The 13,715-nt window shown below is 37.1% G+C and carries 11 protein-coding genes and 3 pseudogenes; 7 read left to right on the plus strand and 7 right to left on the minus strand.

Annotated elements, in window-relative coordinates:
• The 5 genes and pseudogenes from V757_RS22960 to rpmH form a co-directional block, all read right to left on the minus strand.
• Positions 1-136, minus strand: a pseudogene (locus V757_RS22960) (transposase); the annotation flags it as partial.
• A 1,193-nt stretch (positions 137-1,329) separates the two neighbouring features.
• A complete protein-coding gene (gene yidC, locus V757_RS22970) occupies positions 1,330-2,979 on the minus strand; it encodes a membrane protein insertase YidC (protein WP_023951585.1) in 1,650 nt (549 codons plus the stop codon).
• 71 nt (positions 2,980-3,050) lie between these two features.
• Positions 3,051-3,297 (minus strand): annotated as a pseudogene (gene yidD / locus V757_RS28040) (membrane protein insertion efficiency factor YidD).
• Positions 3,297-3,656 carry a ribonuclease P protein component gene (gene rnpA / locus V757_RS22975; protein WP_023951587.1) on the minus strand — a complete coding sequence of 120 codons (360 nt, stop codon included), beginning with the start codon at positions 3,654-3,656 and terminating at the stop codon, positions 3,297-3,299. Before rnpA ends, yidD begins: the two are co-directional and overlap by 1 nt.
• A gap of 42 nt (positions 3,657-3,698) precedes the next feature.
• A complete protein-coding gene (gene rpmH / locus V757_RS22980) occupies positions 3,699-3,833 on the minus strand; it encodes a 50S ribosomal protein L34 (protein WP_023951589.1) in 135 nt (44 codons plus the stop codon).
• Positions 3,834-4,269: 436 nt separating this feature from the next.
• Between rpmH and dnaA the strand changes: the two are divergent.
• From dnaA to V757_RS23000, 4 genes and pseudogenes are all read left to right on the plus strand, one after another.
• Positions 4,270-5,860, plus strand: a pseudogene (gene dnaA, locus V757_RS22985) (chromosomal replication initiator protein DnaA).
• Between the two features lie 2 nt (positions 5,861-5,862).
• Positions 5,863-6,975 carry a DNA polymerase III subunit beta gene (dnaN, locus tag V757_RS22990; protein WP_031274683.1) on the plus strand — a complete coding sequence of 371 codons (1,113 nt, stop codon included), beginning with the start codon at positions 5,863-5,865 and terminating at the stop codon, positions 6,973-6,975.
• A gap of 96 nt (positions 6,976-7,071) precedes the next feature.
• Positions 7,072-9,516: a DNA topoisomerase (ATP-hydrolyzing) subunit B gene (gene gyrB / locus V757_RS22995; RefSeq protein WP_023951593.1), complete on the plus strand. Its 2,445-nt coding sequence runs from the start codon at positions 7,072-7,074 to the stop codon at positions 9,514-9,516.
• 90 nt (positions 9,517-9,606) lie between these two features.
• A complete protein-coding gene (locus V757_RS23000) occupies positions 9,607-10,140 on the plus strand; it encodes a gamma-glutamylcyclotransferase family protein (protein ID WP_023951595.1) in 534 nt (177 codons plus the stop codon).
• Here the strand turns inward: V757_RS23000 and V757_RS23005 are convergent.
• Positions 10,123-10,986, minus strand: coding sequence for an NAD(P)H-hydrate dehydratase (locus V757_RS23005; RefSeq protein WP_023951597.1), 864 nt, complete (start codon positions 10,984-10,986; stop codon positions 10,123-10,125). The genes V757_RS23000 and V757_RS23005 overlap by 18 nt on opposite strands.
• A gap of 122 nt (positions 10,987-11,108) precedes the next feature.
• Between V757_RS23005 and V757_RS0114405 the strand changes: the two genes are divergently transcribed.
• From V757_RS0114405 to V757_RS23010, 3 genes are all read left to right on the plus strand, one after another.
• Positions 11,109-11,519, plus strand: a complete 411-nt coding sequence (locus tag V757_RS0114405; RefSeq protein WP_031274687.1) for a Rossmann-fold NAD(P)-binding domain-containing protein — start codon at positions 11,109-11,111, stop codon at positions 11,517-11,519.
• 115 nt (positions 11,520-11,634) lie between these two features.
• Positions 11,635-11,868 (plus strand): Rossmann-fold NAD(P)-binding domain-containing protein, encoded by a 234-nt coding sequence (locus V757_RS0114410; RefSeq protein WP_031274689.1) that lies wholly within the window; start codon positions 11,635-11,637, stop codon positions 11,866-11,868.
• 126 nt (positions 11,869-11,994) lie between these two features.
• A complete protein-coding gene (locus tag V757_RS23010; protein ID WP_023951599.1) occupies positions 11,995-12,753 on the plus strand; it encodes a metallophosphoesterase family protein in 759 nt (252 codons plus the stop codon).
• A gap of 22 nt (positions 12,754-12,775) precedes the next feature.
• Here the strand turns inward: V757_RS23010 and V757_RS23015 are convergent, their stop codons facing one another.
• Positions 12,776-13,708, minus strand: coding sequence for a pseudouridine synthase (locus tag V757_RS23015; RefSeq protein WP_023951601.1), 933 nt, complete (start codon positions 13,706-13,708; stop codon positions 12,776-12,778).
• Positions 13,709-13,715 lie beyond the last annotated feature (7 nt).

A 13,715-nucleotide genomic window follows, 5' to 3' on the forward strand; every position in this document is an offset into this window, starting at 1 on the left:
CCATAACGTTCTCGCCATTTGTAGAGAATGTGGCAGAAGAAATGCCATGTTGACGGCATAACTCTTGAACAGGGGTGCCTGCCTCGGCTTGTTTAAGAATGTTGATAATTTGGCTTTCGCTAGTACGTTTACTCATGGTAAAACTCCTTTGAAATAAGTTTACGGTAACGTTCAAAAAAGTTCTACTTTCTTGTTGTCTTAATTTAGGGGATGGTTACACTTCTTCAACGTCAAAATAGAGAATATTGGGGTATTTATCACAAATTTCTTTTGCTATCTCAAAGGATTTATAGCTACGTGTAAAGTTTTCTTTAGATAATGATCTTAATGCTATTCCCTCACGAATTTTTTGTTGAATATCATGAACCATAGCTATAATTTTTCAGTGTATTGGTGTTTATCAAAAATTAAACTTAATTGAATATTTTCCGTGAAGTTTTCTAGTCTAATAATATCTTCGTAATCGTTTATATTCAGAGTCAATGCAGTAGAAGTATTTGTACTAGATATAATTATAAACCCTGTGATACCAACATCTTCAGGGTCATCGCATTCACAAGTTAAGATATATAGCTCTCCTTTATTTGTGAGACTATTTAAAATAGTATTTAAACGAATAACACACAATCATCCTTAACATCATTGTTTGTTATACGTAGTAAAGTCAGGTGTACAAGCAATGTATACATATGGAGAATTACCATCGTCGATAAGCATTGCGACATGAACGTTGTAATTAAAAAAGCCTTCTTTTTAATAGCTATCATTTATTTTTTATCACCCTTTACTTTATTAGAAAAAACAGTATTATTTTTTATTAGATTCAAATAAAGTATAGAATGAAGATAGGATTTATGCTGAAGATAAGTATTGTTATAAAACAGTAGAAATTTTCTAAAATAAAAAGAATAAAAATTGATTAGCAGTGTTTTATTACTTTATTATGAGTACAAAAATATCATTATTCAAAAGGTGATTTCATATATCTAAGTTAAAAAATCATAAACAATAAAAAAACAGGGATATACAGTAATAAATACCACCAAGTGAATATTATCCCTAAATAAAGTGGTAGACCAAGAAGTGCCATGATGATTAGAAGATATAATAGCGGGGGAAGTAAAAAAAATAAAAATAACAGCCCTATAAGGACTAACATTCCACAACCTATTATTAAGAAAAAAGTGTCCATTTTAATAAAATCCTAGGCAGCCTTTACGGTTTTAAACATAAGATTTCTTACTCGTTCTTCTATTTTTCAGTTTATCATAGAAAAGCCAGACCCTAAGGTCTGGCTCATGTGCTAATTGCTAAGGGAATATGACAATATCAACGATGAGTTAATATCTCTTCATTAGCCGCTTTATTTAAATTACGAGTAATAAACCATTGTTGAATAATTGATAAGATGTTATTTACTACCCAGTATAGAACTAAACCTGCTGGGAACATAAACATCATAGCACCAAATACTAATGGCATAATCATCATAATACGTGCTTGCATTGGATCTGGTGGCGTAGGATTCATCTTCATTTGGAAGAACATAGTCGCCATCATAATAGCAGGTAAGATGTAATATGGGTCATGTACTGAAAGGTCAGTAATCCAACCAATCCAAGGAGCTCCGCGCATTTCTACGCTTGCTAATAGCACGCGATATAAGGTCAAGAATACTGGTATCTGTAATAGGATTGGTAAACAACCCCCAAGAGGATTAATCTTCTCGGTTCTATACATTTCCATCATGGCAGCATTTAATTTTTGGCGATCATCACCGTATTGCTCACGTAAAGCTTGCATACGTGGGCTAATATTTTTCATTTTCGCCATTGATTTATAACTAGCTGCAGATAATGGGAATAATAAGAGCTTAATAAGGATAGTTAAGACAACAATAGTCCAACCCCAGTTACCAATCCAGCTATGCAACCAACTCATTAGGGCAAACATTGGGCGAGCCAAAAAGGTTAACCAACCGTAGTCCACTACAAGGTCAAGTGTAGGGTCAATTTTTGATAATGCTTTTTGATCTTGCGGACCCACCCAAAGAGTTGCCGCAGTATTTGCTGAGGCACCTGGTGCAATATTACCTAGGGATTCAACTGTACTTATGGCATAAAGGTTTTGTCCTGCTTTACGTATTTGTACCGCATGATCTTTGCCTTGTTGAGGAACCCAAGCAGTGACAAAGAAATGTTGTATAAAACTAATCCAACCATCAGGTGCTGATTTTACATAGTCCGCCGAGTTTTTTTCGATTTCATCAAGTGTCACTTTTTGGAAACGCTCAGCATCGGAATAGACAGCAAAACCATTATAAGTAGGTGCCATGGCAACACCACCAGTTGGTTCGTGATGATCACGAGTGATTTGTAAATATTGTGATGGTGTTTGTGTCTGTGTAGATTTATTGACGATATTATCTTTTACCGCAATAGCATAACTACCTTTAGTTAAAGTATAGGTCCGAGTAACCTCTAAACCATCAGCTTCTGCTTTAAAAATCACATCAAGCGTATCACCTGATAATGTTTTTTGGTCAGAAACTAGAGTAAATACAGTGTCTTGTTTTGGATAAGACTTTTGTAAATTAGCAGGGCCAATTAAACCACTTTGTACTGTATAGGTTTTTTCCCCACTTTCTAAAAGAATTGTTGGTTTAGTTTTGTCCTCTGCATCATGATATTTAACCAACTCTGCGCGAACTAATTGAGCACCTAATGTATCAAAAGTTAGGTTGAATACATCGGTTGAAACAGTAATTTTTTCCGATGCTTGCTGAGTTGCTGCAGCGTTTGATGGAACAGTGGTATTTCCTGCCATTGTGGCTGGAGCAGAAGGATGCTGTTCAGTAGTGCTAGTAGTACTAGCTGTTGTGACTGGCTTTACTGGCGCATTGTACATTTGCCAGTTGTTCCAGATCATGAATACTGAAAAAATAAATATCATCCAAAGGATGGAGCGTCTAATATCCATTTAAGTTATTCTTAAAAAACAGGGTTACGAAAGTCATAAGTTTACCTTAGAAAAGCCTTATATAGATAAACTTATGGTTTTTTTGCTATAGGAGGTACAGGATCATGTCCCCCAGGTGACCAAGGATGGCATCGACAAAGGCGACGCATTCCTAGATATAGTCCTTTAGCTGATCCATGAGTTTCAATCGCTTGTATCATATACATAGAGCAAGTTGGTGTGAATCGACACGATTGCCCTGTCCATGGACTGATAAAAAAGCGAATAAAACCGTATAGGAGCAATAAGAATTGATTTAAGCAAGTCAGAAATGCTCATTACTTACCCCCTAATTTTGTCACGAGAATATCTATATCCTGCCTAACCATTTTTTTTAACTCAGTTAGTGAACAAAAAGGGATATTTTTATGCAAACGAAAAATAATATCCTGATGTGGCAGTTGCATCCGAATATGACGAAAATATTCACGAATAACGCGTTTAATCGTTGCACGAGTGACTGCTCTACGAGCATTACGTTTGGCAATAACCAAACCTAAACGAGCATATCCTTGTTGATTTGGACAAAAATGCAGGGTAAATAAAACCCCTCGGATTGCACGTTTATTTGAAAAAACTTTAGCAAATTCAGAGGGGCTATGTAGGCGCGCCTCTTTGGGATAGTTGGCGCTTGACATGCTTTTTAGCCTATTGGATAAATCCAGTAGGAATTTAAAGGGTTAAACAGCTAAGCGTTTACGACCTTTTGCACGACGTGCATTAATAACTGCACGGCCACCACGTGTTTTCATACGCACACGAAAACCGTGAGTGCGTTTACGGCGAGTAACTGAAGGTTGGAAAGTACGTTTCATGATAATCCCAAAAATAAAGAGCTTAGTTAATTTAGATGCTTAAAAAGCACCATAGATTATAAAAATTGTTTAGCAAGCCTTACATTTCAACAAAAAAAATCACTTTAGTCAATAGGTGTTTGATTTTATTTTAATATTTTCGCTAAAAGTGTCTTATTTAAGTTAGAAAATAGAAATAATTGATAGAAGATCATAAAAAAATAGCTTTTATAAATGATGGTAAGTTCAAGGTAAGTTGAATTGAAATCGGTTAAAATAAGCAGACTTTATAAACAATAAATCGGACTGTTGATAAAATAATATTGCTAACGTGCAGGTATTTATAATCAAGCATAGGTTATTGCTTTTTTGTGCTCTAAGCCGAAAACTTGCATGTCAACATTAAAATAAAGGTTAGTCAACAGCCTGCTTTATAACAATAAATCACTACGATTAAATGAAAGAATTTTGGCAACAATGTATTGAATATCTCTCAGATGGATTAGCTCCTGAGCAGATAAAGCAATGGATTTTACCGTTAAAGCCTATAGGTTTTAATGATGATGAAACAGAATTTCATATTTCTGCCCCTAGTATATTAAAACAGAGCTGGGCGACGGAGTATTATGCGCCTAAAATTCAGCAATTAATTAAAAATCGTTTTAATCACGATGTTATTGTTAAAGTTTTAATTAAAAAACCGACATCAACACCTGTAACAACTTCTGTTGAGCCAATTAGTTCGTCTAGCGCTGAACAGGAAGCTGCTGAATTACCAGAGCTTATGACTGCCCCTACTTCTTCAGTTACAACTGTCGATGCACATGAACCTATCGCTGAGCCTGAAATTATTTCAGGTATTGAAGTTAGTATTGAAAATGAAGATGATACTGTAGTCGTAACTCCCCCTTCTATTTCCAAACAAGAAACTAAACCTCTATCTACAGGTAGATTACAAGTCAATACTCCCAATCTTGAAGTGGTTGTTAAGGAAAGCTATAAATTCACTAACTTAAATCCTTATTTAACGTTTGAGAATTTAGTGGTAGGTAAATCTAATGAAATGGCGCATGCCTCAGCTGAGAATGTGGTGAGACACGTAGGTCAGAAAGGTTATAACCCTTTGTTTATTTATGGTAGTTCTGGTTTAGGTAAAACGCATTTAATGCACGCAATAGGCAATGAATTATTTAATAAATATGGCTATGAGCGTATGCGTTATATTCATGCTGAGACGTATTATACGGATTTTGTAAAAAGAATGCGTAATGGGGAATTAGTCGATTATCGCATGCAGGATATGCAAGAATATGAACAACTAGACCTATTATTAATTGACGATATCCAGTTTTTCACAAAGAAAGGATCAACGCAAAAAGAGTTCTTTTATTTATTTGATGCGATGATCAATAAAAATAAACAAGTGGTGATAAGCTCAGATACATATCCACGAGAGTTAGAAGAAATGGATTCGCGATTGATTACGCGATTTAACTCAGGATTAGTGATTGCTATTGAACCTCCAGAGTTAGAAATGCGCGTAGCAATTTTGTTGAAAAAAGCAGACACTCATTATTCTCACCTGACCTTAACGGATTGAGGCCGCTTTTTTTATTGCGAAGCATATTCAAAGTAATGTCCGTGAATTAGAAGGTGGATTAAATAGGGTTGTTGCTTTTGCACAGTTCAGAAATCAAAAAGAAATTACTGTTGAAATGTGCAAAGAAGCCCTAAAAGATCTGCTTCGAGTTGCTAACGGTTTGATTACTGTAGAAAATATACAGAAAACTGTCGCAGATTTTTATAAAATAAGAGTATCCGATATATACTCTAAGAGTAGAAAAGCGAGTATGGTAAGAGCAAGACATATCGCTATGTATTTGTCCAAAGAATTAACTCGTCAAAGTTTGCCTGATTTAGGGGAGGCTTTTGGTGGGCGAGATCATTCAACAGTTCATCATGCGGTTAGTAAAATTGCTAGTGATCGTTTGACTGATCGACAACTCAATCATGAATTGAAAGTGTTAGAACAAACCATAAAAGGATAATGATGCAATTATTCCAAGCAAGTACTGATGCATTACTAAAGCCACTACTAACTGTAGTTGGTATTGTGGAGAGGAAAACAACAATGCCTATTTTGTCGCATGTTCTTCTCAAAAAAGAAGGCGATAAAATGGCTTTTGTGGCAAATGACATGCTGATCCAAATCACTACCCATGCAAACTTTGGCGTGGGTGATGATGTGGAAGCAGTAACAGTTGCTGCACGTAAACTACAGGATATTTTGCGTGCACTTCCAGCCGCTGGTCAGGTGAGTGCCAATGTTAAAGATCAGAAAATGACTTTACAATGTTCTGGTAGCCGTTTTTCACTTCAAACATTACCTGGCGTTGATTTTCCATTATTACCAGAAATTGAAAATTGGCATCATCATTTTACGATGACGCAAAGTGCACTTCGTCGTTTATTGAACATGATTCACTATGCGATGGCACATCAGGATATTCGTTATTACCTTAATGGTATGCTATTAGTATTAGAGTCAGGTCTTGTACGTGCAGTATCTACTGATGGTCACCGTTTAGCACATGCGGCAGAAGAAGTAGAAAGCGTTAATAGTGAGGCGAGTGTTATTATTCCTCGTAAAACGGTGGATCAAATGATGCGCTTGCTAGATGATAGTGATGCTGAGGTTCAGATTAGTATTGCTGATTCTCAAATTCGTTTTCGTTTTGGTGATGTGGAGCTTATTTCTAAATTGGTAGAAGGTAAGTTTCCAGATTACAAACGCGTTATTCCAACAGATTACTCTATCCATTTACAAATTAATCGCGAAGAGTTTTTACAAAACTTACAGCGAGCAGCGATTCTTGCGTCTGATGATAAGCTAAAAAGCATTAAATTGCATTTTGGTGAAAATTTATTGAGTATTTCCGCCTCTAATCTTGAGCAAGAAGAAGCCAAGATGGATTTAGCACTTGATTATACAGGTGCCCCAATAGATATTGGTTTTAATGTTAGCTATTTACTAGATGTACTTAATATGGCTAAAACTGATAGCGTTGTGATTTCTCTCAAAGGAGAATCGAATTCATCAGTACTCATTTCTTTACCAAATAATGAGCATTTCCGTTATGTGGTTATGCCATTGCGTATTTAATACCTGCATTAAATATCTGCGTACATCCGTCACTAAGCGAAAACAATGAGTAGTTAGTGACGGTCAGTTTATTATTTATTAAAAAGTTACTCTACTATGACTGATTCTACACATACTCCAGGCTATGGTGCCGATTCTATTAAAATGCTTAAAGGACTTGAAGCAGTACGTAAACGTCCTGGCATGTACATAGGAGATACATCTGACGGTACAGGTTTGCATCACATGGTATTTGAGGTGGTTGATAATGCCATTGACGAAGCTTTAGCAGGCCATTGTGATGAAATCGTAGTGACAATTCACTCAGATAACTCTATTTCTGTGCGAGATAATGGACGTGGTATTCCAACAGATATTCATAAGGACGATGAGCATGGACGTAGTGCAGCAGAAATTGTTATGACTGAATTACATGCAGGCGGTAAATTCGACCAGAATTCTTATAAAGTTTCAGGTGGTTTACATGGTGTGGGTGTTTCTTGTGTGAATGCCTTATCTGAATGGCTTAAATTAACCATTTATCGTGATGGAAAAATTCATGAAATGGAGTTTAATCGTGGTGTAAGAGTTGAACCGTTAAAAGTAGTTGGAGCTACTGATAAACAAGGAACCACTGTTCAATATTTAGCAGATAGGGAAATCTTTGGCAATATTGAATATACGTATGAGATTTTTTCAAAACGTTTAAGAGAATTATCTTTTTTGAATAATGGTGTTGGCATTCGTTTAGTTGATGAACGTCAGGGCAAAGAAGAGGATTTTGCGTTTTCAGGTGGAGTAAAAGGCTTTGTTCAGTACATCAATGAAAATAAAAATACATTAAATAATAATATTTTCTATACTTCTAGTTCATCAAGTGCGGGTGGTACTGAAGTGGGTGTTGACGTTGCTATGCAATGGAATGATGGTTATAGCGAATTAGTTTTATGCTTTACCAATAACATTCCTCAGCGAGATGGAGGTACACACTTAACCGGTTTACGTGCAGCAATGACACGAGTACTCAATAAATACATTGCAGATAACGAACTGATTAAAAAAGGTAGGGATAAGGTCGAAACTTCTGGTGATGATATGCGTGAAGGACTAAGTTGCGTATTATCGGTCAAAGTACCAGAGCCAAAATTTAGTAGTCAGACAAAAGATAAATTAGTGTCTAGTGAAGTTCGTGCGCCTGTAGAAGAAGTGGTAGCAAATGCCTTAGAAACATGGCTTTTAGAAAACCCTAATGATGCCAAAATTATTTGTGAAAAAATTATTTCGGCTGCACGTGCTCGGGAAGCTGCTCGTCGTGCACGAGAAAAAGAGCGTAAGAGTGCCTTTTCTGGTAATACGTTGCCAGGTAAATTAGCCGATTGCCAAGAACGTGATCCAGCGAAATGTGAATTGTATATTGTCGAGGGTGACTCTGCAGGAGGTTCCGCAAAGCAAGGTCGTAGTCGTGAGTTCCAAGCAATCCTTCCTTTACGAGGTAAGGTATTAAACGTAGAAAAAGCACGGTTTGATAAATTGATGGCTAGTGATGCTATCACAACGTTAATTGCCGCTTTGGGCACAGGAATTGGTGAAACGTTCAGCCTAGAAAAATTACGTTATCATCGTATTATTATCATGACCGATGCCGACGTTGATGGAGCTCATATTCGTACATTGCTATTAACGTTCTTATACCGTCAATTACCGCAATTAGTTGAATCAGGTCATATTTATATTGCACAACCACCGCTTTACAAAGTAACAGTGAAGGGTAGCAAAACAGAACGTTATCTCAAAGATGAGATAGAGGAAGCTGTATTTATGCAAGAAATTGCCCTAAGAAATGCAGGGGTAAGAGTCGGTGATAAAGAAATTAAAGACGAAGAGTTGAATCAATATTTTGATCTGTATGTTGCTGCTGACAAAGTGATTAAGCGCTTATCTCGAATCATGGATGAGGATACACTAACAGCTATTAGTGAAGGGGTTAAAATAGACTTATCTTCGCTAGAGGCCGCACAAGTAAGTGCAACAACATTACAAGAAGCTTTATTTGATGAACGTAATCCGAAGGCAGTTACGGTAACGGCAGAAGTTGAGCCTAATACAGATGCGTTGCAACTAGTGGTACGCCGTATCCACCATGGTAATGTGCGTATCACATTATTAAATAATAAATTCCTAGCCAGTGCTGACTTCCGTGTGTTATCACGTGCAGCAGAAACATTTAAGGGCCTTATTACTGAGGGAGCAGTTGTCTATCGCGCTAAAGGTGATAAGCTTGACGAGGAAAATGTGGATAACTTCCGTGATGTTGTTATTTGGCTTAGAAAAATGGCTGAAGCAGCGGTAAATAAACAACGTTACAAAGGTCTAGGTGAGATGAATCCTGATCAGTTGTGGGAAACAACAATGGATCCTAAAGTTCGTCGCCTATTAAAGGTAAAAATTGAGGACGCTATTGCGGCAGATCAAATTTTTGAAACCTTAATGGGTGATAAAGTAGAGCCTCGTCGAGAGTTTATCGAGACAAATGCGCTCAGCGTAGAAGAACTAGACGTCTGATTTAAACAACCTATGGAAAATACGGATATATCTTTACGATTGCACTCTGTACAATAATGTTTTGTTGCATTGCAATATTGAAGTTTTATCATGTATTTTCCTTTATTTGTTTATGGCACCCTAAAAAAAGGCTACCAAAATTATCCTCGCCACTGTGCCACTGCTATTAAAATTGAAAAGGCGTATTGCTGGGGCAGATTATTTGATCTGGATGCTGGCTATCCAGCTATGGAAATCCCTGCCGAATCTATTCAGGCTAGAGGAACAACCGCTTACAGTTTGGATGGCAATAACAAAGGAAAATTACTGAATTTTGATCAGCCGAGAGGTGATTGGGATATGGTAGCAGGCGAGTTGATGTTGTTTCAATTTCCTGAAAAAGAGATTCCTCAAATTGATCTATTAGAAGATTTCGATCCAAACAAACCAAATAATTTATACGAAAGAGTGTTGATTACGGTAAAAACAGAAGAAGGTTTATCAAATGCTTGGACGTATATCATGCGTGCTGGTAAACATGAGGGACGCAGAATCTCTTTGAATGAGCAAGGGGTAGTGGAATGGGAAAAAACTCATTCTGGGTATATTCCCCCTACACATAATGCTTCAGGCCACTTGAAATAATAAGTTCCTAATCGTACGAGCATGGAGGGCAACCTCACTCGCAGTGAGACCTATTTGGCCTTGAGTGAAATGTTGTGAGCAATAGTCAGCACTGGCACCATGTAGCCATACTCCCCCACGGACGGCTTGCTCTATAGGTATGCCTTGGGCAATTAAAGCACCTATCATACCAGCCAAGACATCACCTGTCCCTCCAGTTGCTAAACTAGGATTACCACTGTTGTTGAGAGTGGTTACTCCGTTAGGTGAGCAAATCACACTTTGATATCCTTTTAATACCACCCATGCATTGAATTTAGTCGCTAAGGCTTTTGCTGTCGCTTCTCTATTATTCTGAATATCTATGGCAGATAAATTAAGCAATCGAGAAGCTTCTAAAGGATGAGGAGTAATAACAATATCACCCTCCTCATGTGGTAAATCTATATTATTTTTAGCTATCAAATTAAGTGCGTCAGCATCCACTACTTTTGGAATAGATGGATGTAGAGTTAAGGTTTTTTCTAGAATCTCTAACGAATGATTATCAACGCCAAGTCCACATCCAATCACCCATGCAGTTATATGGTTTAAATTTAAAATATCAGAGGCAGTCCTTAACATTAACTCAGGATAATTGAAATCAACAGCAAAAGGTAAGGATGGTTGGGCAAAGCCAATATAAATACGCCCTGCTCCTTGATATAGAGCTGCTCTAGCAGATAACAATGCAGCACCTGTCATACCTTGTGCGCCTCCAATAATACCTATGCTACCAAATGACCCTTTGTGGCTATCCAAGGATCGAGGCTGGATTAATGCAGGAAAATGTTGTTTTGCATACGTGAGCATTTGTTCAATAGACATAATAGTAAATAGTAAGGCCAGTAATGCGTATGAATATTACGAGTATAAGTATTTTAAACGTTAGAAAAATTCTATGGCACTAAGTCACTAGTTTAAGACATAATATGACTAAAGGAGCGAATATGCAAACAAAAGTATTGATACTTGGCATGGGGTATGTAGGTACAGCACTCGCTAGAGTGCTAGTAGAGAATTGTTCTGTGCTAGGAACGTATCAAACATATAACCCACATCTTGTTCATCCTCAGTTTATGGCTATGCCGTATAGCTTAGGAGATAAATTTCCATCACAATGGGCAGATTATTCTACATGGGTCTGTTTATTGCCACCCTCTTCTTCAGATTTATATGTCAGTCTATTAAGAGAATGGATTCAATATGCACAGCAAAGTAACGTAAATCACGTAATTTATACTAGTAGTAGTAGTGTATTTGGTCAGCAGGAAGGACATTATACGGAACATGATGTAGTTTATCCTGTGACGGAAAGTGCTCAAAAAATTGCGCAAGTAGAGCAGGCTTTTTTAAATTAGTCAGATTGAACATATCACTATATTACGGCTGGCAGGTCTATTTGATGATGAAAGACACCCTGTTTATCGTTTAGCTAAACAGGTATCACTACCGAATGGTTCACAATACGTTAATATGGTACATCGGGAAGATGTTGTGAATGCCTTACGATATGCTATAAAGAATCCTAAAGGAAAACTGATTCGTCATATCGTGAATCCCCACCACCCTACTCGCCAAGATTTTTATCAAGCCGAGGCAAAACGACTTAATATTGGATTAGCAGATTTTCAGTATACCTCTCGGATAACGGGTAAAGTTTTTGCAACTGCCTATGATGATTTTCCTGTGCCAAGTATAGGGATGTAAAGTATCTCTAAGCAATAAAATTACTAGATAAAAATAGAGCGTAATTAGCTTCTAGCGTAGTCCTAGTTTGTCAATAGGTATCGGATAGTTATACAATACCCTACATAACGATTAGTAGAGTGACTGATGCAAGCAAATGATATTCTTTTCTTCGGAGATACGCATGGAGGGTTTTACCACTGCCTAGATATTGTGCAGCAAGTAAAACCTAAGGCAATTGTATTTCTTGGAGATTTGCAAGCACCACAGCCCCTTGATGAAATTCTCCATGATGTGATTAAACTGACAGATGTCTGGTGGATTCCGGGGAATCATGATACCGATAACGAAGAGTATTATGATAATCTTTTCTCAAGTCAATTAAAAGATAAGAACTTACATGGTCGTGTAGAAACGATAGCAGGAATTAGAATTGCTGGTTTAGGAGGCGTTTTTAGAGGACGTATCTGGTCACCGCATAAGGATGAGTGGAATTATTATTCTCAAGAAGAATTTTTTAAAAAATCACATCCTAGGACTCATTTTCGAAATGGTTTAAGTTTAAAGCAAAGAAGCTCTATCTTCCCAGAAACGTATATGATGATGAGAAATATGCAGAGTGATATTTTGGTGACTCACGAAGCCCCCTCTTGTAATAAGTTTGGTTTTTATGCGATAGATCGTTTAGCTCGGCAGATGGGTGTTAAAAAAGTTTTTCATGGGCATCATCATGATACTTATGCTTATCAGGCACACTTTCCAAGAATGCATTTTGAAGCTTATGCTGTTGGTTACCGTGGTGCTTGTAATCTAGCTGGCGAAGTGATTCGTCCGGGCGAAATGGATGGTGAATTTGCAGATAGAGTTGCGGTCTTAAAAGACAGAAGTTGTCATCCCAAATCTTAGTTAGTTTTTATTGATAGAGTAATTATTTAAAAAGTTCTAGTCCATTTAACGCTTGTCGGCTTTCAAAAAAGCGCTGATTGCCTGTTATTGGGTCAATAAACTCTATTGATTTAGCAAGTAATTGTAAAGGATTACTAAAATCATCTTCTTTTCTCGCAGGTAAAAGATCAGGATAAAACTCATCGTTTAAGATAGGCAAGCCTAAGCCGTTCATATGTACTCTTAATTGATGTTTTTTGCCTGTATGAGGTTTGAGTCGATAGTGAGCGAAATAATCATTATGGTGAATTAGTTCAATTTCGGTGCGACTATTCCAATTATTATTAAAGAGATTATTATCTAACTGTTTTTCTTGCATAGTAAAGTAACTAGAACTTTTTTCAATATAACTTTCTCTAATTAATGGAAAGCGTAATAGCTCAGAAAAAGGGGCTATACATTCATATATTTTTTTTACCATTTTTGACTGAAAAAGGCTTTGGTATTTACCTCGGTAAATAGGATTCACACAAAAAATTAACACGCCTGCTGTATCTCTATCAAGACGATGAATTGGAGAAATATCATAGTTGTTTAATTGTGTGCGCAAACGGATCAATGCAGTCTCTTGTAAATACCTTCCCCCAGGGACGCTAGCTAGAAAATGTGGTTTATCGACAGCAATTAAATATTCATCTTGGTACAAAATAGGCATGTCAAAAGGGACGACAACTTCCTTTTCTACCTCACGGTAGTACCAGAGCCAAGACTCTGCAGGATAAGGGCTATTTTCTTGATAAGCTAAGCCATTACTGTCGAGTATATCCCCTTTACGTAAGCGCTCGAGCAAAATCTCTTTTGACATATGAGGAAAACGCTCTACTAAGAAATCAAAGAGAGTATGCCATTGCCCCTTGGGTAGGTATAAACGACTGGCGGTAATACCTTGTTTAACGGGTAAAGGGTTTTTCTGCATAGTGTAA

It is taken from the genome of Pelistega indica, from assembly GCF_000506865.1.
Taxonomy (GTDB): domain Bacteria; phylum Pseudomonadota; class Gammaproteobacteria; order Burkholderiales; family Burkholderiaceae_B; genus Taylorella; species Taylorella indica.